This is a genomic window from Candidatus Eisenbacteria bacterium (assembly GCA_016235265.1).
In the GTDB taxonomy this organism is placed as follows: Bacteria; Eisenbacteria; RBG-16-71-46; order RBG-16-71-46; family JACRLI01; genus JACRLI01.
In genome coordinates, this window is the sequence record JACRLI010000015.1 from 501,146 (window position 1) to 527,390 (window position 26,245).

Below are 26,245 nucleotides of genomic sequence, written 5' to 3' on the forward strand. Positions count from 1 at the left end.
CCGCCCCCGCCTACATCTCGATCGAACTGCCCACCGCGACCCCGACGCCGCGCGAACCGTAGCTGAGCCCGCGCGAGGCCACCGCCAGGTCCAGCTTCCAGGGCCCCGCGTGCACCCCGAGCCCGCCGGAATACCACGTGCCCTTGCCGCCCCCACTGGAGATCCCGCCGCGCAAGGCCACCGGCCCGAAGCCGTGCCACTCCGCACCCAGGGCGCCCCGGAATTGCTTCGACACGCCGGGGCTCTCGCCCAGGCCCTTCTCCACCACCAGCGCCAGGTTCAGCGGCCCGCGGAACTGCTCCACGCCCAGCGAGGCCACCGCGGCGCGACGCGTGGTGAAGCTGGCCGGCACGGCGGGATCCTCGGAGGAGGTGAACAGGGAGTCGATGTTGTCCGAACTGTTCATGCCGTGCGTGCCGCGAAGGTGGAAGCGCCGGTCCGTCCCGGTCCAGCGGGTGCGGTTGAACAGGTCGCGCACGGCGACGCTGACCCGCCCGCCCGATGCGGTTTCCTTCGCGTAACCGAGCCCCAGGCTGAAGCCATCCCCGCGGGTGCCCTCGCGCAGCAGGAATTCCCCGGCCACTTCCGCGGTGTCGGTCGCCGCGCGGAACGTGCCCTCCAGCGTGGAACCGTCCTCCCAGCGGATGCCCCGCTCGTAGGCCACCTGGATCCCGGCCGCCGACGCCGCGTCGGAGGTGCGCGCGAGCGGCATGGCGAAACCGAGCACCGCGCGCGCGGAGGCGAATGCCGTGCCTCCCGTGCCGGTCACCTGGTAGGTGCGGTCCAGCGAGTTCCCGTACAGCGCGAAATCCACGCCGTCACGGGCGAAACGGCCATCGCCGTCCCCCAGCCCGTCGGCGTAGAACCCGAACCTGCCGATCGAGAACCCGGCCCCGGCGCGCGCCGCGGCCTGCAGCCGCAGGCCGTCCACGGGCACGCTGCCCAGGATCTCGGATTTCTGGGGGTCGCCCCAGTCCGCGCCGTTGAAGCGGCGATACTGGTCCAGGTCGAAGCTGTTGTTGTCCGCGCGCACGCCGGCCTGGAACAGCCGCACCGACACGGAGGGCGCGCTGGGCAGGCCCAGCAGCGCCGGGTTCCACGCCACGGCGTCGGCGCCGCGCGCGGTCACGACATCGGTGCTGCCCATGGCGAAGCTGCGCGGGTCCGCCGCAGAGGCCTGCGGCAGCGCCGACACCAGGGTGGCCGCCAGGGCAGCCGCAGCGATGAACGCCGCCGCGAGGTTCTTCCAGCTGGAGTTCATCGGACCACCTTCCCTTCGGCCTCGAGCCACACCCGCGCGCTCACGGCGTCCTGCGCCCGAACGCGGACCTTCTGCGAACCGGTGCCCGGCAGGTGCACCCGTCCCCCCACGTACAGCGGGCGGGCCTGGAGCACGTCCAGCTGCGCCCCGCTCAGTTCCAGCAGCACCTCGCTGGTGGCGGGGGAACGGACCACCCCGGTGGCCGGGTCCACACCGGCCGCCCCCACCGTGGCCGCCAGGCTCACGGTCGAGCCCGTGGGATCTTCCGCCTCGCTCTTGCTGGCCGCGAGGTACAGCGTGGCGTCGGCGCCCAGGGGCAGGCCATTCACCACGGTGGCGTGCAGGCGCACGCGAACCAGCCGGTCCTTGACCTGGTCGCGAGTGTCCTGCGAGAGGCTCACGGAGTCGGCGGACAGGGTCACGCGGCTGTCGGAGAAGCTGGCCAGCAGCGCCGAGCCCACTTCGAAGCTGCCGTGGAAGGTGTCGGTGGACCGCACCGAGCTGGGGTGGACACGATCACCGGCGTCGGCGAAGCCGGTCACCGAAACGGTACGCGGCAGCCGCCCCAGGAAGTCCGGGAGGTTGCTGTTGGCCCCGGTCAGGCGCAGCGTGGCGGTGGCGGGCGCGCCGCCCACGGCGGCCGGCAGATCCAGCGTGATCGCCCCTCCCGCCGGGCCGGTGAGGGCCCAGGGCGAGCCGGAGGCGTCGGCGCCGCTCACGTTCAGCGTCACGCGCGCCGGCACGCCGGCGGTGGAGGTCAGAGTGATGGTCGCGCCCGCGTCCGCCAGGCCCAGCGGACCGAGGCCCTCGGGCAGGTCCATGGCGTGCGAGACCGGGTTGAAGTTCACCCGAAACGGCGCGAACACACCCTCGGCGCGGCTCAGCGTGGCGCCGGCGAGGGCCGCGTGCACCGCCAGCACGTCGCTCGACGACAAGGTCACATTGCGGGAGCCGGTGCCCGCGGACTCCAGCGTGCCCTGCACGCGCACGGCGGGGTGCGCCGGGTCCGGGGCCGCGAAGCGCACCCCGCCCAGCGGGAAGGACACCTGCACGGTTCGGGCGGCCTCGACCGGCACGGTGCGCGTCAGGGGACGCCCGTCCGCCCCGGTGAGGTCCGGCAGCGTGATCCGCAGCGAGCCGCCCACTCCCCAGTGATTGTCCACCCCGAGGTCCAGGGAGCCGGCGGTGAAGTCCGCCCCGCTCAGGGCCTCGGTGTCGGGCAGCGCGCCCGACGAGTTGAAGGAGTAGTCCTGCGCGGGCAGCGGGGCCACGGCCGCGCTCACCGTGAGCGCGCCCTGGAAGGCGAACCGCGCGCGCACCGTGGCGGCCGGGTCCACCTGCACCGGCGAGGCGCTGCCCGGACTGCTGCCGGTCCACGTCCCGGTCCACGAGGACGACAGCGACTTGCCGTCGAGGGGCAGTGCCACGGTGGCGCTTTCCCCCGGAGCCACGGCCGGGATGGGAAGCGAGCCCAGCGAGCCGCCCCCGGCGTTGGCCAGCACCAGGGTGGAGGAGTTCAGGGGTACGGGCAGCCCGTTGCGCAGCGTCACCAGGAGCGTGCCCGAGGCCACCTCCGCGCTCACGAAGCCCTCCGACTGCGCCGCCTGCACCGGGGCGAACTGCAGCGCGGGCACGGGGGCCATCTGGCCGCTCACACCGAGCGCCTGCGGCCAGATGTCGGAGAGCGCCACCTGGATCGCCTGCGGCGGGGTGGGCGTGACCTGGAACGAGCCCAGCGCGCTCTGCGCGTCGGCGCCGATCGCGGGCAGGTTCAGCGAGTTGCCCACGGTCACGTCCGCCAGATCCTTCTGCCAGTGAAACGCGGCGGTGCCGCTGGAGTCGATCTGCAGGTACGAGGAATTGTGTTCTGCGAGGTCGGCCACGCTCAGGGACTTCTCTGCGAGCGGCACCCGCAGCGTGGCGTTCCAATGCGGCGCCTGGGGAGCCTTGAGGCTGCAGCCCGCGAACGGGACCGCGAGCGCCACGACCGCCAGGAACCGGGCACGATGGCGGACTACCATGATCTTGCCTCTCCGGGTTGAACGGGGACCGGGCCGGCGGCCCGGGCAGGATTCCACTCCGGCTTTATCGGTCGCGAGAGGGAGGAACGTGAATGGGGAATGCGATCGCGCAATTGGGATGCCGGCGGCAGCCGGCCCCGCCCCGCCCACCGGGCCGGGAGCGGACGTGGCGGCGAGCCGAGAGCCGAGCGCCGCCTACTCTCCCCACAGCAGGCGGCGGAGGTCCTCCCGCGGCGAGCCGGGCGGCCCAGCGGAACCCCGCTCGCCCGCCGCCAGGGCGGGATCCAGCCGGGAGGCCCAGCCGGCGGCCCGGGCGGACCACGGGCCCGAGGGAGCTGCCCGCAAGTAGCGCCGGCCTTCGGCCGCCTGCGCCTGCGTCAGGCCCGCACGGCCCGCGATGAGCCCCAGGGCCACATGCGCGGCGGGCGGCCCGGAACGCGAGCGCAGCAGATCCACGATGTCCCCCGCCGCGGAGGCCCAGCCGGCGCCGGCGGAGTCCAGCTCCACGCCACGGCGGTAGGCTTCCAGCGCCTGCGCCTCGCGGCCCCGCGCCAGGAGCACCAGGCCGAGATTGTACACGCTGATGGGCGACGGGTCCCGCGTGGCGCACGCGACGCGCGCCTGCGCCTCGGCTTCCTCCAGACGTCCGAGGCGGTACAGCTCCCAGGCCATGGAGCCGCGGGTATCCGAGGAGTCTCCCGGGGAGGCGCGCAGGTAGTGGCCGTACGCCGCCAGCGCGGCGGCGTGATCGCCCGCCTCCGAGAGCGCCAGCGCGCGCCCGAGCCGCGCGCGCGGATCGTCGCGCAGGGCCAGCCCGCGCCCGAACTCCTGGGCTGCCTCGGCGGGCCTGCCCGCGGCCTGCAGCACCGTCGCCAGGTTGAAGCGCGCGTCCGCATTGCCCGGCTCCAGGCGCACCGCGTGCCGCCCGGCCGCCTCCGCCTCCCCCAGCCGCCCCTGCCTCCGCAGCACCAGCGCCAGGTTGCTGAGCGCCTTGTCGTGGTCCGGCTGCAAGGCCAGCGCCCGCTTCAGGGCCGACTCCGCCTCCTCCAGCCGGTCCTGCGACAGCCGCGCCACGCCCAGGTTCACCCACGCCCGCGCCGAGCCCGGACTGCGCCGCGCGCAGTCCTCGAACAACGCGCCGGCGCTGTTCCACACGGGCGTTCGCGCCCACACGGCCACCGCGAACACCGCCGCCACCGCGGCCAGCAGCGCCGGACCCGCCCGCGGCAGCCGCGTCGGCACGGCCGCGAGCGCCAGGCACAGGAAGGCGGTGGCGAAATACAGGAATCGCGCGGCCGCAAGGCCCGGGAGCGCACCGGGCAGAGTGAAGAGGATGGTCAGACCCGCGGCCCAGCGCACCTGGCGCGGGACCCGCGGCCAGACCGCCAGCGCCGCCAGCGCCAGCGCCGCCACCGCACCGGCCGCCACTTCCCACGGCTGCAGCGAGGGGGGGTACGGGTACTCGGCCGACGCCCCGAACGGCCACAGCAGCAGGCGTCCGTACAGCAGCAGGGTCGGCCCGATTCCCGCTACCGCGCGCGTGGCGGCCTCGGGAAGCGCACCGCGGCCACCCATCACCGCGGCGCGGGCGAACAGGAAGAGCGCCACGGGCAGGAGCAGCCAGGCGTAGTGCCCGAGCCGAATTGGGTGCGGCGTGGCCGGGGTGCGACCCGGCACGGCCGGGGCGCGGGCCGGCACGCCCGGGACGCGGGCGGACGCGGCCGCGCCCTTCCCCGCTCCCTCTCTCGTCAGCCAGGCGTCCCATGCCACCGCCAGCGGCGCCAGCAGCGCCATCTCCTTCGCGCCGAGCGAGAGCAGCAGCGCCAGCAGGGCCGCGGCGGCGCGTCCCGCGCGCCAGGGTTCGCCGCGGGCGGGCCACAGCAGCAGGAACAGCAGGAGGAAGTCGAGCGCCAGCAGGTCGGTGCGGTCGGAGACGAAGGGCACGCTCTCGGCGTGCAGCGGGTGCGCCGCGAACAACAGCCCCGCCAGCGCGGCGCCCGCCATGCCCGCCCCGCGGCGGCGCGCCAGCACGGCCACCAGCGCCGCCCCGGCCGCTCCCGCCAGCACGTTGGTGAGGTGAAAGCCCAGCGCGCGCCCGGCCCAGAACCCGTGGTCCAGCCAGAAGCTGACCGAGGCCACCGGCCGGTAGAAGTCAGCCTGCGCCTGAGCACGGCCATACGCGCCCCAGAAACTGGACGTCAGCGCGCGCCACAGCCCCGACACACCGCTCCACGCGGCATCCGGCGGCACCAATTGGACGTCGTCCCACACCAGGGGATAGCCCAGCGTGCGCGCGTACAACAGCACCACCGCGAGGAAGGCCGCCCCCGGCGCCAGCAGCGCGCGCGAGCCGCTGGCCGGCGCCGGGGGGTCGCTCAGTCGAACCATTGCCGGGACTTCAGGCTGACGAACGCCTGGGCACACACGATCACGTGGTCCAGCACCTCGATGCCCATGATCCGCCCGGCCTGCACCAGCCGGCCGGTGAGCTGGACATCCTCCTCGGAGGGCGTGGGATCCCCCGAGGGATGGTTGTGCACCAGGATCACCGCCGCCGCCGATTCGCCCACCGCCGGCTGGAACACCTCGCGGGGATGGACCAGGCTGGCGTTGAGCGTGCCGATGGAGATGGTCTCCTGCTTGACCACCTGGTGGCGGGCGTTGAGGAACAGCGCCACGAAGTGCTCCTTGCGGGCCCGGCGGATGTGCCGCACCAGCCGCACCACGTCCTCCGGCCCGGACACGGTGGGCGGGGCATCCAGGTCGTCGCGGCCGAACATGCGCCGGCCCAGCTCCACGCCCGCCAGCAGCCGCGCCGCCTTGGCGCTCTTCACTCCCGGCACGCGCATCAGGTCGCGCACGCCGGTCACCCCCAGGGCCGGCAGCCCCGGGCGCAGCAGCTCGGCCGCGGTCTCGGCGGAGCCCCGGCCGCGCACCCCGGTGCCCAGGAGCAGGATCAGGAGTTCCAGGTCCGAGAGCGCCGAGGCCCCGCGCTCGAGAAGTTTCTCGCGCGGCCGCTCGGGCTTCGGCAGGTCCCGCACTCGGGTGGGCCAGTTGCTCGGCATGGCCGAGTCCTCCGGGGGATCGTTGACACCATGGGGCGCCGCAGGCTATTATGACCTTTGAACTTATGAAGAATTTCCCGCGTCTTTCCGTCCTGCTCGTGGCCGCCTTCGCGCTGCTGCCCGGAACCGCCCTGGCCCAGGGCGGGCCACGCACGTCCGTGGCCGCGGCGGAGGTGAACTGGAGCCATCCCGAGCAGCTCCGGGTGGGCCAGTGGACGCGCTACATGTTCCGCGAGATGACCGGCGGAAGGTCGCAGGAGGCCGAGCAGACCATCCTGATGGCCGGGCGCGACACCTTGAGCGCCGACACCTGCGTCTGGATCGAGACCTGGTTCGAGGAGAAGGGCGGCATTCCCTCCTACACCAAGAGCCTGGTCTCGCTGGCCATCTCGCGCGCCCGGGGGACCTCGGTGCTGCGCAGCCTGCCGGAGTACCTGCGCCGGCTCCTGACCCGGAGCGAGATGGACACCAGCATCGGCGAGATCGCCATACCCAAGATGGTGCCGCTCAGCTCCGGCGCCCAGACCGTCCCCGGGGCCAACACTGATCTGCAGGAGAAGACCGACACCCTGGCGACCACCGACGTGGTCACCGTCGCCGGCAAGTTCCGCTGCACCCCGATCCGCCTCACCCGAGATTTCCGGGCCGTCACCCCGCTCAAGGGCGGCGGCGGGCGGCGGCTCCACGAACAGCACGAGGAGATGGTCCGCTACGTGTGCGAGGCCGTTCCGCTCACGCACCTGGTGCGCATGACCCACCAGATCCGGACCCGGGAAGGCGTGATCCCGGCCGGACAGCCCGACTCCTTCGACCCGCCGGGGCTGCCCACGGTCACGCTGCGCGAGGTGATCCTGCTCAAGCACGGCCTCGACGGAAAGTCCAAGTTCCCCACGGATGCCAAGACCGTGCCTTTCGGCCGGCCGGTCGGAATACCCTAGGACCCTAGGCCTCCTCGCCCACGCCGAACAGCCCCCGCGCGTACGCTTCAGGGTCGAAATCCAGCAGGTCCTCCACCCCCTCGCCCACCCCCACGAGCTTCACCGGCAGCTTCAGCTCCGAGGCGATCGCCACCAGGATGCCGCCGCGCGCGGTGCCGTCCAGCTTGGTCACGATGAGCCCGGTCACCCCCGCATCCTGGTAGAACTGGCGCGCCTGCTGCAGGCCGTTCTGGCCGGTGACCGCGTCCAGGACCAGCCACGTCTCGTGCGGCGCGCCCGGCAGCTCGCGGCCCACCACGCGGCGGATCTTGGCCACCTCCATCATCAAGTTCGCCTTGGTGTGCAGGCGGCCGGCGGTGTCGAAGAGGGCGAGGTCGTAGTCGCGCGCCACCGCGGCCTTGAGGCCGTCGAAGGCCACCGCAGCCGGGTCGGCACCCTCGCGCTGGCGCAGGATGTCGCAGCCGGCCCGGGTGGCCCAGATCTCGAGCTGCTCCGCGGCCGCGGCGCGGAAAGTGTCGCAGGCCACCAGCAACACCCGCTGGCCCGCGGTGACGCAGCGCCGCGCGACCTTGCCGATGGTGGTGGTCTTGCCCACCCCGTTCACGCCCACCACCAGCACCACGGCGGGCCGCGCGTCCGCGGGCACCAGCGGGCCGCCCGAGCCGGCTTCTCGGAGGATGGCGGCGACGTCCTGGGCCAGCCACTCGCGGACCTGCGCGCCGGTGGCCTCGTCCTGGGACTTCGCGCGCGACTTCACTCCCGCGATCAGCCGCTCGGCGGTGGTCAGCCCCACGTCCGACGCGATCAGGCGCTCCTCGAGCTCGTCGAGCAGCGCCTGGTCCAGCCGCACGCGACCGGGGATGAGGTTGGTGAGCCCCTCCCCCAGCGCATCGCGGGTTTTCTTGAGCCCGGCCCGGATCCGGTCGAAGAGACCCATCAGGTCAGCGCCGGCTCCTCGGGCGCGGCCGGGTCGGCCTGCCGGACGGCCGGCGGCTCGGCGGTCCCGGCGTCGCGGCCGTTGCCGCCCCCGTTGCCGTTGCCGGGATCCGCGGCCTTCTCGAAGCTCACCGAGACGATCCGCGAGCAGCCGGGCTCCTGCATGGTGACGCCGTAGAGCACGTCGCACGCTTCCATGGTGCGCTTGTTGTGCGTGATGACCACGAACTGCGTGTTGCGACTGAAGTGGGTCAGCAGGTTGATGAACCGGTCGATGTTGGCGTCGTCCAGCGGCGCATCCACCTCGTCCAGGATGCAGAAGGGGCTGGGCTTCACCAGGTAGATCCCGAACAGCAGCGAGATGGCCGTCAGGGCGCGCTCGCCGCTGGAGAGCAGCGAGATGCTCTGCAGCCGCTTGCCCCTCGGACGGGCCACGATCTCGATCCTGGCCTCCAGCGGGTCCTCGCCCTCCAGCATCAGGTCCGCCTCGCCCCCCTCGAACACCGTCTGGAACACTTCGCGGAACTTCTCCCGCGCGGCTTCGAAGGTCTGCTGGAACAGCCCGCTGGCGGTGGCGTTGATCTTCTCGATCACCTCCAGCAGTTGCGCGCGCGCCTGCACCAGGTCGTCGCGCTGCGCGGTGAGGAAATCGAAGCGCTGCTTGTGCTCCACGTAGGCATCCATGGCCAGCGGGTTCACCGGCCCCAGCGCGCGGATGCGCTGCTTCATGGCCTGCAGCTTCTCCGGCGTCTCCCCCTCGGCGGGCGGCTCCTGGTGCGCGAGCGCGCCCAGGTCCTCGAGCTCGTATTCCACCTTGAGGCGCGCCAGCTCCTGCTCCAGCAGGCCCCGGAGGTCGTGCAGCTCCAGTTCCGCGGCGTGGGTGCCCTCGCGTCCGGCCTCCACCGCGTGCCGCAGCTCCTTCACCTGCGCCGCGCCCAGCGCCTCCTCCGAGCGGGCGTGCAGGTGGGCGCTTTCCAGCGCGTGCAGCGATTCCGCGTGGCCCTGGGCCTCCGCCGCGCCCGCGGCGTGCCGCAATTCCAGCTCCTGGAGCTCCACCAGCAGCGCGGCGCGCTCCGTCAGCCGGGACGCGGCCTCCTCGCCGCGCGAGGCCAGCGACTCGCGGGCGGCGCGGAGCGATTTCTCCAGCTCCTCCCGGCGGGTCGCAAGCTCCCCGCGACGGGTGTGGACGCGGGTCCACTCCAGCTTGACCGCGGCGGCCTCCACGCGGCAAGCCTCGCGGCGCTCTTCCAGGGCGGTCAGTTCGGCCTCCCGCGCAGTAGCTCCCCGGGCGGCCTCCTCGGCCCGCTGCGAGCAGGACTCCAGCTCGGCCTCGGCGGCGGAAAGCTCGGCCTGGACCGCCTCGCGCTCGGCCGTCAGCTTCGCGGACTCGGCGGCGCGGCTGTCGCGCTCGCTCTCCGCGAGCCGGCATTCGGTGAGCGCGGAGTTGAGCCGGCGCTCGGCCTCCAGCGCGGCTTCCTCCGCTGCGGCGCGCGCGGCGCGCGCGCGGGTCAGGTCCAGCTGGCAGGCGGCCACCTGCGCCTCGGCCCCGGCGCGCTCGTCGCGCACCCGCGCCAGCTCGGCGGCGGCCACCCCGGATGCCTCCTCCAGGTCGCGGATCTCGTGCTCGCGGTGCAGGATCTGCGTGCCGCCCGCGCCCGCGCCCAGGTGCAGCCGGTTGGGACCCCAGAATTCCCCGGAGCGCGTGAGGAAGCCCCACGACTCGGCGGCGTGCCGGGCGCTCAGACGGCGCGCGGTGTCGGCGTCCTCCACCAGCACCACGTGGCCCATGAGCAGCTCGGCCAGCGGCTCGTAGCCGGGACGGGCGCGCACCACGCCGGGCGCATGGCCCACCACGCCGGGCTCGCCGGCGATGTCCTGGGGCAGCGCCGAGGGGGCGCGGCGGTCCAGGCGGGACACGGGCAGGAACGTGGCCCGGCCGCGCTCGCCCTCGAGCAACAGCTCGCGGCCGCGGTAGGCGGCCTCGTCGGCGTCCACCACCACGGCCTGCAGCACCGGGCCCAGGAACACCTCGAGCGCGTCCACCCAGTCGCGCGGCACATCCAGCACGTCCACCACCACTCCCTGCAGACCTTCCACGCCGCGCTCGTGGAACAGCGCACGCACCCCGGCCTCGAAACCCTCGAAGTTGGCCTTGAGCTCCTGCAGCGTCCGGAGCCGCGAAGCGGCGCCGGCCGCCCGCTCGCGCAGGTCGCGCTCGCTCTCCTGCAGTCGCGTGAGCCCGGCGGCCAGTTCCCTGGCGTGCGCCTCCAGCCCCGCCTCCTGCAGCCGGGCCCCGGCCAGTTCGGCCTGGCGCGCCTCCAGCGTGGCGCGGGCCGCGGCCTCGCGCTCCGCCACGTCCTTCAGCCGCCCGCCCAGCTCCGCCTCCTGGGCGGCCACGCGGGTCAGCTGTTCCGCGCAGCGTCCCAGGTAGGCGCGCAGCTGTTCCATGCCGGCGCGGCGGTGCATCGTCTGCTGCATCAGGTCCAGCGAGCGCTGCCGCTGCTCACCCAGGCCTGCGCGCTTCTCACGCAGGGCGTCCTCGGCCGCCGCCAGCGCGGCCTCTTCCCGGCGCAAGTGCTCCTCGCGGCCGGCCAGGTCGGCGGACAGCTGGGACTCCTCGCCGGACAGCCGGGCGTGGTCCACCTCCATCTGGCGCATCTGGGAGGCCAGCCGCGCCTGGTCGGATTCGCCCTGCTCCAGCTGCGCCAGCAACCCGCGGGCGCGCTCCTGGCCCACCGAGATCCGCCCGCGCAACTCCATCACTTCGGCGGCCAGCCGCGCGTGCTCGGCGTGCGCCGCGCCGTGGGCGCGCTCGGCCTCCAGCACCGCCAGCCGCTGCGCCTCCAGCCCGGCCTCGGCCGAGGCCAGCGCGGTGACCTGGCCCTCCAACTGCGCCCGGCCCGCGCCCAGCCCGCCTTCCAGTTCCGCCACGCGCGCCACGCGCTCGGCCTGGGCGTGCGCCGAGAGGCGCAGGTCCAACTCCCGGATCTCCTCGTGCAGCCGCTGCCAGCGGCGGGCCTTGCCCGCCTGGTAGCGCAGCGAGCCCACCTGGCGCTCGATCTCGGTGACCAGGTCGTTGACCCGCACCAGGTCGGTCTCGGTGGCGCCCAGCTTGTTGAGCGTCTCGCGCTTGCGCGCCTTGTACTTGGTGATGCCGGCGGCCTCCTCGAACAGGAACCGCCGCTGCGCGCTGCCCTCGGCCAGGATGTTGTCCACCATCTCGCGCTCGATCACGGAATAGGCATTGCTGCCCATGCCGGTGTCGAAGAAGAGATTGCGGACGTCCTTGAGCCTCACGGACTGCTTGTTGAGCAGGTAGTGGCTCTCGCCGGAACGGTAGATGCGCCGTCCCACCTGCACCTGCGTGAACTCGGTGGGCAGGAGCATGCGGTCGTTGGCGATGGTGAGGGTGGCCTCGGCCATGCCGAGGGGCTTGCGGGAGGAGCTGCCACCGAAGATTACGTCCTCGGCCACGTCGCCGCGCAGGTGGCGCATGTTCTGCTCGCCCAGGACCCAGCGCAGCGCGTCGGAGATGTTGGTCTTGCCGCAGCCGTTGGGGCCGATGACCCCGGTGATGCCCGGCGCGAAGCGGACCTCCAGCTTCTCGCCGAAGGACTTGAACCCGAACACTTCCAGCTTCTCGAGGAACACGCTCTACCCCTGGAGGCGGGCCGGCTTCCCCTGCCAGCCCGCGTTGCTGCCTCCGGCCGCGCCCGCGCTAGAGCAGCGCGACGGCGCGGCCGAAGGCCTCGATCAGGTGCGGATCTTCATCCGGGGAAAGGGTACGAAGATCCATCTTCAGGGCTCCATCCTGGACGCGCGCCACAACCGGCGGACGGCCGGCGCGCAAGAGCTGCTCCAGGCGGGCAAGCCGACGTCCCGGACCGCGGACGGCCACGACGCGGCTCTCGAGCGGCCTCGACGGCAACGCTCCCCCTCCGACCTGGCAGAGGTCGGAGCGGACCTCGGCCGCGAGGTCCGCGGGAAGCACCGGTCCGAGCGCCGCGGCAACCTTGCCGGCCCGGCGCTCCAGCGACTCCAGCGTGGCCCCCAGCATCCGGAGCAGCGGGATGCGGCGGGCGGCCTCCGCGGGATCGCGGTACAGGCGCAGCGTGGCTTCCAGGGCCGCCAGGGTGAGCTTGTCCAACCGGACGGCCCGCGCCAGGGGGTGTCTTCGGAGTGCCTCCACCCAGGCCCGGCGCCCCAGGACGAGGCCCGCCTGCGGCCCCCCCAAGAGCTTGTCCCCGCTGCAAAATAAGAGATCGAAACCGATGCGGAGAGATTGGCGCAACGAAGGTTCCGGCGCAAGCCCAAACTGGGATGGGTCCGCCGCCAGACCGCTCCCCAGGTCGCACGCCACCGGGATTCCCCTGCGCCTCCCCAGGGCCACCAGCTCCGCCGGGTCCACCTCTTCGGTGAAGCCCCGCACCTCGAAGTTGGAGCGGTGCACCTGGAGCAGCATCGCGGTGTCCTTGCCGATGGCCCGGGCGTAGTCCGCGAGGCGGGTGCGGTTGGTGGTGCCCACCTCCTTCAGCCGGGCCCCGCTGGCCTCCATGATGTCGGGCATCCGGAACGAGCCGCCGATTTCCACCAGTTCCCCGCGCGAGACCAGCACCGTCCTGCCCCGGGCGAGCGCCGCCAGGGCCAGCAGCACCGCCGCGGCGCAGTTGTTGACCGCCAGGGCCGCCGGGGCCCCGGTGAGCTCGCGCAGCAGTCCCTCCACGTGCGCCTGGCGGGAGCCGCGGGCGCCTTTCGCGAGGTCGAACTCGAGGTTGTTGTAACCGGACGAGGTGGCGCCGATCGCCGCCAGCGCCTCGCCGGCCAGCGGCACGCGCCCGAGGTTGGTGTGCACCAGGATGCCGGTGGCGTTGATCAGGGGGACCAGCGAGGGACGCGTGGCGGCCTCCACCCGGGCGCGGATCCCGTCGAGGAGGGCCTGTTCGCCGGGACAGGCCGCGCCCTGCTTCAGATTTGCGCGGCGGGCGGCCAGCTCGGCCCGCACGGCGGCGACGAGCACCGAGCGCGGGGCGTGGGCCGGGGCCGCGGGCGGTGTGCCCTCGCCGGGCTCCCGTCGCTGCGCGCCCTCGAGGGCGCGCAACAGCGCGTCCACCGCGGGGAGGGCGGAATAGTCGGGACGGGCGGGCGGTTTGGCGGGCCTGGACATGCGGGAATGATACACCACCCCGGGCGGGGCCTCAGCGCAATTCCCGGTGCCGGAAGCACTCCGTCACGTGGTCGTTGACCATGCCCACGGCCTGCATGAACGCGTAGCAGATGGTGGGACCGGCGAAGCGGAAGCCGCGCATCGCCAGGTCCCGGCTCATGGCCTCCGACTCCGGGGTCTTCGCCGGGATGTCGCGCAGCGAGCGCCGGGAGTTCTGCAGCGTTCTTCCACCGGTGAAGCTCCACAGGTGGCGGTCGAAGCCGCCCGGCTCGCGCTGGATCTCGAGCCAGGCGCGCGCGTTGGCCACGGTGGCCTCGATCTTCTGCCGGTTGCGCACGATGCCCGGATCCAGCATGAGCCGCTCCAGCTTCGCGGGCTTCCAGCGAGCGATCCGCTCCGGCTCGAAACCGTCGAAGGCCTTCCGGAAGTTCTCGCGCTTGCGCAGGATGGTGATCCACGAGAGACCCGCCTGGAAGCCGTCGAGCACCAGCTTCTCGAACAGCGCGCGGTCGTCGTGCTCGGGCACGCCCCACTCCTCGTCGTGGTAGGCAACGTAGAGCGGGTCGGAGCCGGGCCAGGCGCAGCGAACGATCGGGCTGGGCTTGCGGGTCACGGCTCGGGACTCCCGGGCGCGGTGAGCGAGGGCGTCATTTCAGCGGCAGGCGCAGCACCACCGGGGGCTTGAGCCGGTCCGCGGGTGGCAGCTGGCCTTCGGGGTCGAAGAGCGGCCACTGGCTGTTGGCCACGTAGTAGAAATCGTTCTCCACCACCACCCCGAGCGTCGGTTCGCGGAACTCGGGGTGGTTCATTTCCAGAATTGTCGCGGACGTCACGCTGTCGCGGTCCGCGGCGAGCTTCAGCCGCAGCACGCGCGCCGGGCGCACGCCGTTCTGCACCGCGATCAGGTCGTCGCCGTGGCGCGACAGTCCGTCGATGCCGTAGAGCGTGACGTCGTTGGGGCAGGCCACCGGGCGCACCTCGCGGGTGGGCAGATCCACCACCACCAGCCCGCGCGCGTAGTCGGACACGTACAGCCGGCGCCCGTCGCGCGAAACCGCCAGGCCCTGGGGTGAGACGATGGGCCCCGGCGGCACCAGCAGGTGCAGCTTCTGCCCGCCCGGCCCCAGCCGGTACACGCAGCGCTGGAGTGGATCCGACACCATCAGCGATCCGTCGGGGGCCTGGGCGATGTCGTTGAAGTTGTGCGCGGAGTCGGGGTCGGGCGGCAGCACCCGGCCGGCGTAGCGGCCGGTGCGCAGCATGAAGGCGTGCAGCGCCGCGCGGCCCGCGCGCCCGGGCTCGAAGCCCAGCATCTCGGGGCCCTCGCTGCTGCACACCCACAGCTTGCCCTCGGTGGTGTCGGCGACCATGCCCAGCACCTCGCCCAGCGAGTCCTGGCCCTCGGATGCGAACTCCGTCACCTTCCCCGCGCGGTCCACGCGCACGATCTTGCGCCGGTGCACGCTGCCCACGTAGAACTCGCCGCGGCGGCCGCGCGCCACGCCCTCGGGGATGAAGTCGGGCTCGGAGAGGCGGAAGGCCGGCACGCTGCCGCCGTCCACGCGGCGGGCGTCCAGCGCGCGCATGGAGTCGGCCATCGCCCGCCCCGCGGGCGTGGCACGCAGGGTGGCGAAGTCGCTGTCGGCCTCCATTGGGACGGTCACCCGGAGACGGAGCAGGCGCCGCAGGGCCTGCAGCGCGTCGGCGTCCCGGCCGGCGCGTGACGCGCAGGCGGCGAGCTGCTGCAGCAGCACCGGGTTCCTGGGGCGCAGCTCGGAGGCGCGGCGGAAGCTCTCGAAAGCGGCGGCGAACTCGCCCCGGGAGTACGCGGCGCGGCCGTCCAGCACCAGCCGGGTGGGATCCTGCGCCTCCGCCGCGAACGTGGCGCGGGGCGTCCCGGGCAGCGGCGCCAGGGCGCCCAGGGCCAGAGCGCAGGCCACGATCCGGTCACGCATGCGGGTCACGGGCTCAGCCTCCCAGGTAGGCTTTGCGGACTTCCTCGTTCTGCGCCAGCCGGGCGGCTTCGTCCTCGAAGCGCACCCGGCCGGTCTCGAGGACGTAGCCGCGGTGGGCGGTTTCCAGGGCCAGGTGCGCGTTCTGCTCCACCAGCAGCACCGTCATGCCCTCGGCGTTGATCTCGCGGATGGTGCGGAAGATGTCGCGCACCAGCAGCGGCGCCAGCCCCAGCGAGGGCTCGTCGAGCAGCAGCAGCTTCGGGCGCGACATCAGCGCGCGGCCGATGGCCAGCATCTGTTGCTCGCCGCCGGAGAGCGTGGCCGCGCCCTGCTTCCCGCGCTCGCGCAGGCGCGGGAAGAGCCGGAACACCCGCTCCTTGTCCTGGGCCACCCCGGAGGCGTCCCGCCGCAGGTAGGCGCCCAGGTCCAGGTTCTCGCGCACGCTCATGTTGGCGAATATTTGACGCCCCTCGGGCGCGTGCGAGATGCCCAGCTTCACGATGTCGTGAGGCTCCATCCCGCCGATGTCGCGACCCTGGAAGCGCAGGCTCCCGGCCCGCGCGCGCACCAGCCCGGAGATGGTCCGCAGCAGGCTGGTCTTGCCCGCGCCGTTGGCGCCGATCAGCGTGACCACTTCGCCCTCGGACACCCGCACCGACACGCCCTTGAGCGCGTGCACGGCGTTGTAGAACACGTCCAGGCCGGTGATCTCAAGCATGGCTCTCGGGCCCCAGGTAGGCTTCGATCACCCTTGGGTCGCGGCGGATCTCCTCGGGGCGGCCCTCGGCGATCTTCACCCCGTAGTCGAGCACCGCGATCCGCTCGCACACCCCCATCACCACCTGCATGTCGTGCTCGATGAGCAGGATGGTGAGCCCGAACTCGCCGCGGATGCGCCGGATGAGATTCATGAGATCCGCGCTCTCCTGCGGGTTCATGCCGGCGGCCGGCTCGTCCAGGAGCAGCAGCCGCGGCCGCGTGGCCAGGGCGCGCGCGATCTCGAGGCGACGCTGGCACCCGTAGGGCAGCATCGCGGCGGGCGCGCCGGCGAAGGCGGAGAGGTCCAGCAGCTCCATCAGCTCGGCGGTGCGGGACCGGATGGCGGCCTCGTCGGCCAGGTGGGCGCGGCTGCGCATCACCGCGGCCACCAGCCCGGTGCGCGCGTGCAGGTGCTGCGCGGTGTGGATGTTCTCCTCCACGGTCAGCGCCCCGAAGAGACGGATGTTCTGAAAGGTCCGCACCGCCCCCACCGCCGCGACCCGCGAGGGCTTCATGCCATTCACCACGAGCCCGTGAATCCGCACCCGGCCCTCGGTGGGCGCGTACACGCCGGTGATGAGGTTGAACACGGTGGTCTTGCCGGCGCCGTTGGGCCCGATCAGACCCACCAGGTCGCGCTCGCCCAGGACCAGGTCCAGCTTGTCCACGGCCTTGAGCCCGCCGAAGCGGATGCCCGCGCCGCACAGCTCCAGCGCGGCCACGCCCCCGGCCACGGCCACCGCTCCCGGACCGGCGGTCATGGCCGGTCCCCCGCGGCGGTCCCGCCGGTGCGCCGCCGCCAGGCCCGCGGCCACGACAGCTCCCGCGGACCGAACACGCCCTGCGGGCGCGCCAGCATCAGCACGATCAGCAGCGCCGAGTACAGCACCATCCGGTACTCCTGCACCGGACGCAGCACTTCCGGCAGCACCGTCAGGATCACCGCGGCCAGGATGCTGCCGGTGAGGCTGCCCATGCCGCCCAGCACCACCATGATCACGATCTCGATGGACTTCATGAACTGGAAGCTGGAGGGATTGAGGTAGCCCTGCGTGTGCGCGAACAGCCCGCCGGCGAGCCCCGCGAAGAACGCCCCCACCACGAACGCGGTCACCTTGTAGCGGGTGGTGTCGATGCCCAGCGCCTCGGCCGCCACCTCGTCCTCGCGCACCGCGATGAAGGCGCGGCCGCGCGGCGAGCGGATCATGCGATAGATCACCAGCACCGTGAGGAAGGCCGCGGCGCCCACCAGGCTCAGCGAGGGCCGAGGTTCGGACTGCGGCGAGAACAGCAGGCGCAGGATGGGGATGTCCGAGAACCCCCGCGCCCCACCCACGGCGTCCACGTTGAGGATCAGGGTGCGGATGATCTCGCCGAAGCCCAGGGTGACGATGGCCAGGTAGTCACCCCGCAACCGCAGCGACGGCAGGCCCACCAGGAAGCCCGCGACCGCGGCCACCAGCGCCCCCGCCAGGAGCGCGACGCCGAACAGCCACGCGTGCGGCCCGCCCAGGGCGCGCGCGCCGTAGTAGGCCACCGCCGCGGACACGTACCCGCCCAGCGCCATGAAGCCCGCGTGCCCGATGGAGAACTGCCCCGTGAACCCGTTGACCAGGTTCAGGCTCACCGCCAGCACGATGTTCACGCCGCACAGGAGCAGGATCTGGTAGACGTAGGGGTTGACCAGGCCGGCGGCGTAGAAGTCGGCCGACAGCACCGCCAGCAGCACCGCCACGCCGGCGATCGCGCCCGGGGAGCGCTTCATCGGCGGCTCCCGGGCCCGGCCCCGCGAGGCATCACACCTTCTCCGGGACGTGCGTGCCGAACAGGCCGGCCGGGCGCACCAGCAGGATCACGATCAGCAGCGCGAACGCGATGGCGTCGCGGTAGGTGGACGAGACGTAGCCCACCACCAGCGTCTCGGAAATCCCCATGATCAACCCGCCCACCACCGCGCCGGGGATGTTGCCGATGCCTCCCAGCACCGCGGCCACGAACGCCTTGAGCCCGGGCATGATGCCCATGAGCGGCTCGATCTTGGGGTTGGCCATGCCCACCAGGATGCCCGCGGCGGCGGCCAGCGCCGAGCCCAGCACGAACGTGAGGCTGATGATGCGATCGGTGGCGATGCCCATCAGGCTGGCGGCGTCGCGGTTGAACGAGATGGCCCGCATGGCGCGGCCCGCCCGGGTGTGCATCACCAGGGAGCGCAGGCCGGTCATGAGCGCCAGCGACACGCCGATGATGATCAGCTGCGAGGTGGTGGCCCGCAGCGGGCCCCACTGCACCACCCGGGAGGCCAGGATCTGCGGGAAGAACTTGGGGTCCGCGCCGAACAGCAACAGCCCGCCGTTCTCCATCAGCAGCGAGACGCCGATGGCGGTGATCAGCGCGGTCAGCCGGGAGGTCGACGGAGCGTGGTGCTTGTTCCGCTCCAGCAGGGTGCCCGCCACCCCGCCGGCCACCAGGCCGGCCGCCGCGACGGCCCAGCCCGCGGGCCCGCGCAGGTGCAGCACCGCACCGTTGAAGGCCGCGAACACCGCCCCGCCCACGATCACGTAGGCGGCGCGGCGCGAGCCCTTGCGCAGTTCCCGGTACGCGCCGCGCTCGATCACGTAGCCCAGCGCCCCCGAAAGGACCATGCTGCAGCCCAGCACCAGCAGCGCGCCGCCGATGCCCGGGTGCTGGTCCACGCGGAACGCACGGGCGCAGTAGTAGCCCATGAAGGCGCCGAACATGTAGACGTCGCCGTGCGCGAAGTTGATCAGCCTGAGGATGCCGTAGACCATCGTGTAGCCGAGCGCGATCAGGGCGTAGATCGAGCCCCACGTGATCCCGTTGACCAGCTGCTGGAGAAAGACCGGGAAGTCCATCCGGGGCGCGGCCTACGGCTCGACGGTGCCGGCGTAGGTGAACTTGCCGTCCTGGATCTTCAGCACCACCGCCGACTTCACCGCGTTGCGATTCTCGTCCAGGTGGATCTTGCCGGTCACCCCGGCGAAGTCCTTCGTGGCGGCGATCAGGTCGCGCAGCTTGCGCTGCGCCGCCACGCGGCCCTCGCGGTTGGCGCCGGTGGCCGGGCCCTGGAGCGCCTGGAAGCCCTGCGGGTCCTGCTCGGAGAGCTGCTTGAGCCCGCCCAGGAGCAGCTTGGCGGCGTCGTAGCCCAGGGCGGCCAGGGCATCCGGCATCTTGTTCCACTTCGCCCGGTACCCCTTCACGAAGTTCTGCACCACCGGGTCCGGGTTCTCCATGGACTGGTGGGTGCTGAAGTAGCATCCCTCGAGCGCCGGGCCGCCGATCCTGGTCAGCTGTTCGCTCTCCCAGCCGTCGCCGCCGAAGAGCGGCGCGGTGATGCCCTGCTCGCGCGCCTGCCGCACGATCAGCCCCACCTCGGTGTAGTAGCCGGGCACGAACACGCCGTCCGGGCCCTTGGCCTTGATGTCGGTGAGCTGGGCGCGGAAGTCCTGGTCATCCTTGGAATACGTCTGGATCACCGGCACCGTGCCGCCCATCTCGGTGAAGGCGCGGGTGAAGAACTCGGTCAGGCCCACGCTGTAGTCGCTCTTGAGGTCCTTGAGGACCGCGACCTTGCGCAGCTTGAGCGTCTCATAGGCGTAGCGGGCCATGACCCGGCCCTGGAAGGGGTCGATGAAGCACACCCGGAAGATGCAGTCGCCGACCTCGGTCACCTTGGGGTTGGTGGAACTGGGCGAGATCATCGGCACGCCGGCACGCTGACACACCGGGGCGCCGGCCAGGCTGTTGCTGCTGGCCACCTCGCCCAGGACCGCGATCACGCCGTCGGCGTTGACCAGCTTCTGCACCGCGGTAAGGGCCTCCTCGGGCTTGCTCTGGTCGTCGTAGACGGTCACTTCGAGGGGCACGCCGGCGATGCCGCCGGCCGCGTTCTGCTCGTCCATGGCCATCTGGACCCCCTCCTTGGTGGAGATCCCGAAGTTGGCCTGGCCGCCGGTCAGCGAGCCGAACTCGCCCACGTGCAGCAGCTTCTTCCCGCCGCCCTGGCAGCCGGGGAGCGCTGCCAGGGCCAGCGCGGCGAGGACCACGAGGGCCGCCACGGACGCGACGGCGCGGAACGGACGGCGGACGGTCATGCTGCCTCCTTGGGGTGACATCCTCTACGAGGGCGGTGGATCAGTCCTGCAGCGCCGCCACCACCTCGTCGACGGTCGGGAACCGGTACTCCTTGTCCTTCGAGAACACCAGGCGCTCGTCCGCGAAGACGTCGAAGACGCCGTTGCGGCCGCCCACGAGCCGGATTTCGATGCCCGGGACCCTCTTCATCAAGTCGGCCTCCAAACTGGAGGCCTGGGGCTTGTAGTTTCACTCCTGGCAGTAGTGGATGCGCACCTTCATGGAAGCCTCCCCTGGCCTGGACGGACGGACGCGGCGTCCCCCGCCCCGTCCCCCGCGGAGGGGACACGGGCGGAGCGGGCACCATCATTCCAAATCGGGGCATCGGGCGCAAGAAGCGAGGCGGGAGGCTAATGCGCCGGCAGGGCGAACAGCGAGTCCGGGGCCCCGGCATCCAGGCGCATGTCGAGCCTCCGGTACTCCACCTGCGGCGCCTTGAGATCCGGGAGCATGTTCCCGGTCAACCGGTAGAGTCGCTGCGTGGAGGGCAGGAGCAGCGGCCCCACCGCGACCCAGTCGTCGAACCAGGTGGCCAGGCGGGGGCGGGTCTCGCCCAGGTCCACGCGCGTGAAATTGGCCCCCAGGAACCGGCCGTCGGCGGGGTCGAAATACGCGCTGGTGACGTCGCAGCGCTCGCGGGGCCGCCCGGAGCGGTGGTCGATCACCTGCACCACTTCGCAGGGGCGGCCCTCCACCTCGATCCGCCCCAGGTAGGCGCATTCGGACGTGGAATCAAGAAAGCAGAACGGCGCGGCGAACCACCACGACACGAAGCCCGCCTGGACCCGGGTCATGGCCGAATCCCGGGGCGCGACCGAGACCCTGCCACCGCCACGAAACCACGCCATCCCCCCGTCCCAGCCGATGGCCCATGCCGCGGCCTGCTCCCGGAAGCCGGGTTTCCCGCGCAGGCGCAGGCTCACCTCGGTGGTGTCGGGCCGGGCCACCCGGCCGTCCTTGTAGGTGCCCATGACCAGGCGGAAGCGGACGTCGCGCGCGGCGTTCCAGGCCCGCAGGCCACCGGAGTAGTCCGCGGCCCGCTGGAGCACCTCCAGGGCCTTCCGCTGGCGCTCCACCGGGGCGCTGTCGGGGGCCGCGACGGCAGCCGGCGCGGGAGGCGCCGCGACGGCAGCCGGCGCGGGAGGCGCCGCGTTGGCGGCCGGTGCGGGAAGCGCCGCGCCACCCAGCCACACCGCGGCCAGCGCCGCCAGCGCGAGCGGGCCGCACGCCTGCGTCCGTCTGGAGGGCTTGCGATGGGCCGGCGCCTTCACGCGATTCCCTTCCGGGCCTGCACGGCCCACGCGGCGGCCTCCGCCACCGCCGATTTCAACTCGCCGAGCTTCCGGTCGAAGAAGTGCGTGGCGCCCTCCACGGTGAACAGGCGCCGGGGCTCGGCCCAGCCCGGGAACTCGCCCGCCAGCAGCTCCGGCGGGCACACCACGTCGGCGGTGCCCTGCACCACCGCCTTGGGCTTGGGGCAGTCGCGAAGCTCCGGGTAATCGTAGTCCCTGACCGGCGGGGCGACGGCGACCATGGAGTCCACGTCCGCTTCGCCCGGCGCCACCAGCAGCGCCATCGCCGCGCCGAAGGAAAACCCGGCCACCAGCACCGGGCGGGGCCCGAACAGCCGGTGGAGGAACTCCAGGGCCGCGCGCAGATCGTCGCACTCCCCGCGGCCCCCGTCGTGGACGCCTTCGCTGCGGTTCACCCCCCGGAAGTTGAACCGCAGGGTGGCCATCCCGAGCCCGGTGAGCGCCTCGGCCGCGCGGAACGCCACCTTGTTGTGCATGGTGCCGCCGTAGAGCGGGTGCGGGTGGCACACCACCGCCAGCCGTCCGGGCACGGCGTCGGGGTCGTGGTGCAGCACACCTTCCAGGCGCCCCGCGGGCCCGGACAATTCGACCTCGGCCAGCAGCAGGCCCAACTCAGTCCTTCCAGTCGGCGATGAAGGTGTTGATGTCGTGCGCCCGGCCCGCGTGGCGCGTGCTGCACCACACCAGCCGCTTCCCGTCCGGGCTGAACATCGGGAACGCGTCGAATCCGCCGGAGTTGGTGAGCCGCTCCAGGCCGGTGCCGTCGTCCCGGATGAGGTACAGGTCGAACTTCATCCCCTTCTGGTGCGCGACGTTCGAAGTGAAGATGATGCGCCGGCCGTCCGGATGGAAGAAGGGGCAGAAGTTGGCGGCGCCGTTGCCGGTGATCTGCCGCAGGTTGCCGCCGTCGGCGTCGCACACGAACAGCTCCATGTGGAGCGGCTTCACCAGGTGACGGCGCAGCAGCGAGAGATACTCCCGCGCCTCGGCGGTGGTGGAGTCGGCGTAGTGCTTCCCGCGGAACACGATCCGCTTCCCGTCCGGGGAGAAGAACGCCCCCCCGTCGTAGCCCAGGGCGCGCGTGATGCGGCGCACGTCGCTGCCGTCGGAGTTCATGGTGTAGAGCTCCAGGTCGCCCTCGCGATCGCTGGTGAACAGGATCTTCCGCCCGTCCGGGGAGTACACCGCCTCGGCGTTGTAGCCGGGCACGTCGTTGAGCCTGCGCAGGTCCGAGCCGTCCGGGCGCACCGAGTAGATGTCGTAGGTGGGGTACACGGCCCACGTGTAACCCGCGGACATGTCCGGCCGGGGCGGGCAGGTGTCGGCCCCGGCGAACGTGGAGGAGTAGATGATCCGCTCCCCGTCCGGGGAGTAGAACGAGCAGGTGCAGCGCCCGCGGCCGTTGCTCACGCGGCGCACGGCCGAGCCGTCCACGTTCATGGTGTAGATCTGGTCGCACGGCCAATCGCCGCGGGTGCTCTGGAGGGTGAGTCGCCGGCCGTCGGCGGAGAAGTAGGCCTCGGCGTTGTCGCCGCCGAATGTCAGCTGGCGCACGTTGGAGATGTGGGTCTCCCCGGGGAACATCAGGGAATCCGCGGGGGCCGGGGCCGCCGGCTCCGCGGCGCGCGGGGCCTCCCCCACCGCCATCGCCAGGATTCCCAGGACCACCGCCGCAACCAGCCTGGACCGACGCATCGTGCCTCTTCCTCCCTGCGGCGCCGGCGCTGCCGGCGCGCGCATGTTCCGGGTCAGGGCCCGCCGGGAGCCGGGAACATCCGCAGTCCCAGCGCCAGCGTGGCCGCGTGCATGGCGACCGTGTCCGCCACCCGCCGCGCGTAGCCGCCGGCCAGCGTGACGAACACGGGGATCCTCCTGTTTCGCGCCGCCTCCAGCACCCACCGGTCGCGCTCGCGCATGTCCTCGCGCGTGAGCCGCAGCGCCCCCAGCTGGTCGTCCTCGTACGGGTCGGTCCCGGCCACGTAGGCCACCAGGCCCGGCCCGTGGGTGTCGAGCACCTCCGTCACGTCGCGGCGCAGGCAGGCCAGGTACGCGGCGCCGTCGGTGCCGTCGGGCAGGCCGCGGTCGAGGTCGCTGCGCTCCTTCGGGACGGGGTAGTTGTTCTCCTGGTGGATCGAGTGGGTGAACACGTCCGGGTCCCCGCGGAACACCGCCGCGGTGCCGTTGCCCTGGTGCAGGTCGGTGTCAATCACCGCGGCGCGCGGCGCCAGCCCCAGCGCCTGGGCGTGCCGCACGGCCACCGCCACGTCGTGCAGCATGCAGAATCCCTCGCCGTGGCCCGGATGCGCATGGTGGAACCCGCCCCCCACGTTGGCCGCGAAACCGGTCTCGAGGGCCGCCCGCGCGGCCAGCACCGAGCCCTGGGTCATGCGGCGGAACGCCGCCGACAGTTCCGCGCTGTAGGGCAGCTCCAGCCGCGCTTCGTCCAGGGGCTCGAACCCCTCCAGCACCTTGCGCCAGTACTCCGGGGTGTGCACGCGCAGCGCGTCCCCGGCCTCCACCTCCCCCGGCTCGGCGAAGTCCGCGAGCGTGGCGGCCCCCGAACGGAGGAGTTCGTCGCGGATCATGCGGTATTTCACCATCGGGAAGACGTGCAGGCCGATGTCCGCCTGGTAGCGGTCCGAGTAGAAGAGCCGGGCGCCCATGTGGCCGGAGGATAGCCGCAGCCCGGACGCCGGGCAAGGCGAAGCGGGCCGCGGGGGCCCCGCCGGTGGCCCGGGAGCCCGAAGAGGCTCCCGGGCGCGCATTCGCGTCCGGGGTCACGGTGACACCCCCACCCGCCGATAACCCGCCATGGCCGCATCCCGCCGGCGGGTGTGCATTCCGCCAGCGGCTTCGATGCTTTCGGCGAACCCGGCCCCACCGGGCCCGCGCGCGCCCGCCCAAGTGCTTGCGGCACACGGTCCGTGACGGAGTCCCCGTGGGCACGCCGCTTGCAGTCCTGTGCGTGGGCGTTTCTGGTCGAATGGGAGAATCATGTCCGAACCGCGAATTTGCAGCTGCAGCCAGCCGCCGCGCCGTCCGGGAGAGCGCGGCTTCGTGATGCTCTACGTGGTGTACGTGGTGCTGGCGGTCGGGCTGTTCCTGGCAGGTGCCATCGCCTACATGGGCAACGCGATCCACCGGGGTCGTGCCGAGCTGGGCTACCACGGCCACGCCCTGAACGTGGCCCGCGCCGGCCTGGCCGACGCGGTGAACTGGTTCAAGTCGCAGGCCAGCCAGCCGGTGCGCAGCTCCGGTTCCTCGTACGCCTACGCGGACGCCGCGTTCCACCCGCTGCACGACAACACGCCCAAGCTGAACTTCACCGACGACGAGAGCATCGGCCTGGTGAAGGAGGTGCCGCTGTCCGACGACGACCGCCTGTGGGGCCGCTACGAGGTGCGCCGCCAGCTGGTGGACAACGGCACCGATCCCGCGCTCACGGACTCGAACGCGGTGCACGACATCACGTCCTACCTGGGCAAGGGCAACGCCGGGGAGGGGCTGGCGTGGCACATCCAGGCCAACGCCTTCGTGTACCTGAAGAACGATCCCAACCGTGCCTTCAACCAGGCCCCCAACCGGGTGCTGGAGACGGTGGCGATGGCCGAGCAGATCATCTCACTCAGCATCCGCCGCCCGGCGGAGTCGGCCATCATCGTGGGCACGGCCTCGGGGATCTCGATCGGCACCAACGCGCGGATCACGGGCATGCCCAACGGCTACGCGGTCACCTACCGCGCCGGCACCGGCACGCCCAGCCCGGCCACCGCGCCCGGCGGCGTGACCGGAGCGCCCTCCGCCTACCTGTCCCTGCCCGACTCGCTGTGGTTCGACGACGTGCAGCGCGTGTTCGGCGTGACGCAGAGCGAGATCCGCTCGCTGGCCAGCATCACCGTGTCGAGCGTGGCCAGCCTGCCCGCCACGCTGCCGAGCATGGCCATCGTGTACATCGACGGCGCCGCCACCTTCACCCCGACGCGGCCGCTCACCGGCGGCGGCATCCTGTTCGTGAACGGAAACCTCACGATCCAGGCCAACTCGAATTCGCTGTTCTCGGGTTTCATCTACTGCACCGGCCGCGTGTACCAGTACGCGCCGTCGCTCATCTCCGGGATGGTCGTCGCCCACGGGGGCTACACCATCAGCGGCGCGGGCGACGTGGCCCAGGCCGAGTACAGCCCCAGCGTGCTCAGCGCGGTGCGCGACCACCTCTGCCAGTACCAGGAGGCGAAGGCGCCCTATGTGGTTCAACACTGATCGACCCCGACGCCGCCCGGACTCCCGGGGCTTCACCATGGTCGAGGTCCTGGCGGCCTCGACCGTCCTGTCCATCGTCCTGCTGGCCGCGGTCGCCTACCAGGTCTCGAGCATGCACGCCAACACCAAGCTCAAGGACCGCGCGTTCGCCACGCAGAAGGCCATCCAGATGATGGAGGAGCTGCGCGGCTACGTGTACGGCGGCGCGGAAACCAAGATCGACGTGCTGGACGGCTACGACGACGGCGCCATCTTCAACACGGTGCTGACCACCGACAAGAAGGTCACCGACGCCGGCGACCCGCTCAGCGGCAATCGCCAGCTGGTGGGAGAATGGCGGTTCCTGCGCCAGATCAGCATCCGGCGCCTGCCCGAGGCCCCCAACGCGCGGCTGGTGACGGTGCGCGTGTACTACGCGGTG

21 protein-coding genes and 1 pseudogene (1 of these 22 only partly in view) are annotated in these 26,245 nt (G+C 72.4%); 3 read left to right on the plus strand and 19 right to left on the minus strand.

The window, feature by feature from the left end; translation table 11 throughout:
* Window positions 1-10 precede the first annotated feature (10 nt).
* The 4 genes from HZB25_10235 to radC all read right to left on the minus strand — a co-directional run bounded on the left by HZB25_10235 (window position 11) and on the right by radC (window position 6,347).
* Window positions 11-1,261, minus strand: coding sequence for a hypothetical protein (locus tag HZB25_10235; protein ID MBI5837613.1), 1,251 nt, complete (start codon window positions 1,259-1,261; stop codon window positions 11-13).
* Window positions 1,258-3,282 carry a hypothetical protein gene (locus HZB25_10240; protein MBI5837614.1) on the minus strand — a complete coding sequence of 675 codons (2,025 nt, stop codon included), beginning with the start codon at window positions 3,280-3,282 and terminating at the stop codon, window positions 1,258-1,260. The genes HZB25_10235 and HZB25_10240 overlap by 4 nt, the downstream gene beginning before the upstream one ends.
* A gap of 195 nt (window positions 3,283-3,477) precedes the next feature.
* The gene (locus HZB25_10245) at window positions 3,478-5,670 is read right to left on the minus strand and encodes a tetratricopeptide repeat protein (GenBank protein ID MBI5837615.1); all 2,193 of its coding nucleotides are present in this window, start codon (window positions 5,668-5,670) and stop codon (window positions 3,478-3,480) included.
* Entirely contained in the window at window positions 5,658-6,347 is a 690-nt protein-coding gene (gene radC / locus HZB25_10250; GenBank protein MBI5837616.1) for a DNA repair protein RadC, read from the minus strand. Before radC ends, HZB25_10245 begins: the two co-directional genes overlap by 13 nt.
* Window positions 6,348-6,397: 50 nt before the next feature.
* Between radC and HZB25_10255 the strand changes: the two genes are divergently transcribed.
* Window positions 6,398-7,285 (plus strand): hypothetical protein, encoded by an 888-nt coding sequence (locus tag HZB25_10255; GenBank protein ID MBI5837617.1) that lies wholly within the window; start codon window positions 6,398-6,400, stop codon window positions 7,283-7,285.
* Window positions 7,286-7,289: 4 nt separating this feature from the next.
* Here HZB25_10255 and ftsY read toward each other — a convergent pair whose 3' ends face one another.
* The 15 genes from ftsY to HZB25_10330 form a co-directional block, all read right to left on the minus strand.
* Window positions 7,290-8,222: a signal recognition particle-docking protein FtsY gene (gene ftsY / locus HZB25_10260; protein MBI5837618.1), complete on the minus strand. Its 933-nt coding sequence runs from the start codon at window positions 8,220-8,222 to the stop codon at window positions 7,290-7,292.
* Window positions 8,222-11,872 (minus strand): chromosome segregation protein SMC, encoded by a 3,651-nt coding sequence (gene smc, locus HZB25_10265; protein MBI5837619.1) that lies wholly within the window; start codon window positions 11,870-11,872, stop codon window positions 8,222-8,224. The genes ftsY and smc overlap by 1 nt, the downstream gene beginning before the upstream one ends.
* Window positions 11,873-11,939: 67 nt before the next feature.
* Complete coding sequence (locus tag HZB25_10270; protein MBI5837620.1) at window positions 11,940-13,385, minus strand: L-seryl-tRNA(Sec) selenium transferase; 1,446 nt, start codon at window positions 13,383-13,385, stop codon at window positions 11,940-11,942.
* A gap of 31 nt (window positions 13,386-13,416) precedes the next feature.
* Window positions 13,417-13,998: a DNA-3-methyladenine glycosylase I gene (locus HZB25_10275; protein ID MBI5837621.1), complete on the minus strand. Its 582-nt coding sequence runs from the start codon at window positions 13,996-13,998 to the stop codon at window positions 13,417-13,419.
* 34 nt (window positions 13,999-14,032) lie between these two features.
* Entirely contained in the window at window positions 14,033-15,349 is a 1,317-nt protein-coding gene (locus tag HZB25_10280; protein ID MBI5837622.1) for an SMP-30/gluconolactonase/LRE family protein, read from the minus strand.
* 4 nt (window positions 15,350-15,353) lie between these two features.
* Window positions 15,354-16,058, minus strand: coding sequence for an ABC transporter ATP-binding protein (locus HZB25_10285; GenBank protein MBI5837623.1), 705 nt, complete (start codon window positions 16,056-16,058; stop codon window positions 15,354-15,356).
* Window positions 16,051-16,860, minus strand: coding sequence for an ABC transporter ATP-binding protein (locus tag HZB25_10290; GenBank protein ID MBI5837624.1), 810 nt, complete (start codon window positions 16,858-16,860; stop codon window positions 16,051-16,053). Before HZB25_10290 ends, HZB25_10285 begins: the two co-directional genes overlap by 8 nt.
* On the minus strand, window positions 16,857-17,864 hold the full coding sequence (locus HZB25_10295; GenBank protein MBI5837625.1) for a branched-chain amino acid ABC transporter permease: 1,008 nt from the start codon (window positions 17,862-17,864) through the stop codon (window positions 16,857-16,859). Before HZB25_10295 ends, HZB25_10290 begins: the two co-directional genes overlap by 4 nt.
* A gap of 31 nt (window positions 17,865-17,895) precedes the next feature.
* A complete protein-coding gene (locus HZB25_10300) occupies window positions 17,896-18,741 on the minus strand; it encodes a branched-chain amino acid ABC transporter permease (GenBank protein MBI5837626.1) in 846 nt (281 codons plus the stop codon).
* Between the two features lie 243 nt (window positions 18,742-18,984).
* The gene (locus HZB25_10305; protein ID MBI5837627.1) at window positions 18,985-20,232 is read right to left on the minus strand and encodes an ABC transporter substrate-binding protein; all 1,248 of its coding nucleotides are present in this window, start codon (window positions 20,230-20,232) and stop codon (window positions 18,985-18,987) included.
* Between the two features lie 19 nt (window positions 20,233-20,251).
* Window positions 20,252-20,401, minus strand: a complete 150-nt coding sequence (locus tag HZB25_10310; GenBank protein MBI5837628.1) for an Rdx family protein — start codon at window positions 20,399-20,401, stop codon at window positions 20,252-20,254.
* A gap of 200 nt (window positions 20,402-20,601) precedes the next feature.
* Entirely contained in the window at window positions 20,602-21,522 is a 921-nt protein-coding gene (locus HZB25_10315; protein ID MBI5837629.1) for a hypothetical protein, read from the minus strand.
* A complete protein-coding gene (locus HZB25_10320) occupies window positions 21,519-22,175 on the minus strand; it encodes an alpha/beta hydrolase (GenBank protein MBI5837630.1) in 657 nt (218 codons plus the stop codon). The genes HZB25_10315 and HZB25_10320 overlap by 4 nt, the downstream gene beginning before the upstream one ends.
* A gap of 1 nt (window position 22,176) precedes the next feature.
* Window positions 22,177-23,259: a PD40 domain-containing protein gene (locus HZB25_10325; protein ID MBI5837631.1), complete on the minus strand. Its 1,083-nt coding sequence runs from the start codon at window positions 23,257-23,259 to the stop codon at window positions 22,177-22,179.
* Between the two features lie 53 nt (window positions 23,260-23,312).
* Complete coding sequence (locus tag HZB25_10330) at window positions 23,313-24,164, minus strand: histone deacetylase (protein MBI5837632.1); 852 nt, start codon at window positions 24,162-24,164, stop codon at window positions 23,313-23,315.
* Between the two features lie 394 nt (window positions 24,165-24,558).
* On the opposite strand from HZB25_10330, the gene HZB25_10335 reads away from it, so the two are divergent.
* Together HZB25_10335 and HZB25_10340 are read left to right on the plus strand one after the other, a co-directional pair.
* Window positions 24,559-25,824, plus strand: coding sequence for a hypothetical protein (locus tag HZB25_10335; protein ID MBI5837633.1), 1,266 nt, complete (start codon window positions 24,559-24,561; stop codon window positions 25,822-25,824).
* Window positions 25,808-26,245 (plus strand): annotated as a pseudogene (locus tag HZB25_10340) (prepilin-type N-terminal cleavage/methylation domain-containing protein) (it continues 306 nt past the right edge of the window). Before HZB25_10335 ends, HZB25_10340 begins: the two are co-directional and overlap by 17 nt.

Coding starts and splice junctions, on each gene's coding strand:
- radC (MBI5837616.1), bottom strand. CDS start 6,347: ATGCCGAGCAACTGGCCCACCCGAGTGCGGGACCTGCCGAAGCCCGAG.
- HZB25_10290 (MBI5837624.1), bottom strand. CDS start 16,860: ATGACCGCCGGTCCGGGAGCGGTGGCCGTGGCCGGGGGCGTGGCCGCG.
- HZB25_10245 (MBI5837615.1), bottom strand. CDS start 5,670: ATGGTTCGACTGAGCGACCCCCCGGCGCCGGCCAGCGGCTCGCGCGCG.
- HZB25_10255 (MBI5837617.1), top strand. CDS start 6,398: ATGACCTTTGAACTTATGAAGAATTTCCCGCGTCTTTCCGTCCTGCTC.
- HZB25_10310 (MBI5837628.1), bottom strand. CDS start 20,401: ATGAAGAGGGTCCCGGGCATCGAAATCCGGCTCGTGGGCGGCCGCAAC.
- HZB25_10270 (MBI5837620.1), bottom strand. CDS start 13,385: ATGTCCAGGCCCGCCAAACCGCCCGCCCGTCCCGACTATTCCGCCCTC.
- HZB25_10335 (MBI5837633.1), top strand. CDS start 24,559: ATGTCCGAACCGCGAATTTGCAGCTGCAGCCAGCCGCCGCGCCGTCCG.
- HZB25_10240 (MBI5837614.1), bottom strand. CDS start 3,282: ATGGTAGTCCGCCATCGTGCCCGGTTCCTGGCGGTCGTGGCGCTCGCG.
- HZB25_10300 (MBI5837626.1), bottom strand. CDS start 18,741: ATGGTCCTTTCGGGGGCGCTGGGCTACGTGATCGAGCGCGGCGCGTAC.
- HZB25_10325 (MBI5837631.1), bottom strand. CDS start 23,259: ATGCGTCGGTCCAGGCTGGTTGCGGCGGTGGTCCTGGGAATCCTGGCG.
- HZB25_10235 (MBI5837613.1), bottom strand. CDS start 1,261: ATGAACTCCAGCTGGAAGAACCTCGCGGCGGCGTTCATCGCTGCGGCT.
- ftsY (MBI5837618.1), bottom strand. CDS start 8,222: ATGGGTCTCTTCGACCGGATCCGGGCCGGGCTCAAGAAAACCCGCGAT.
- HZB25_10295 (MBI5837625.1), bottom strand. CDS start 17,864: ATGAAGCGCTCCCCGGGCGCGATCGCCGGCGTGGCGGTGCTGCTGGCG.
- HZB25_10285 (MBI5837623.1), bottom strand. CDS start 16,058: ATGCTTGAGATCACCGGCCTGGACGTGTTCTACAACGCCGTGCACGCG.
- HZB25_10305 (MBI5837627.1), bottom strand. CDS start 20,232: ATGTCACCCCAAGGAGGCAGCATGACCGTCCGCCGTCCGTTCCGCGCC.
- HZB25_10330 (MBI5837632.1), bottom strand. CDS start 24,164: ATGGTGAAATACCGCATGATCCGCGACGAACTCCTCCGTTCGGGGGCC.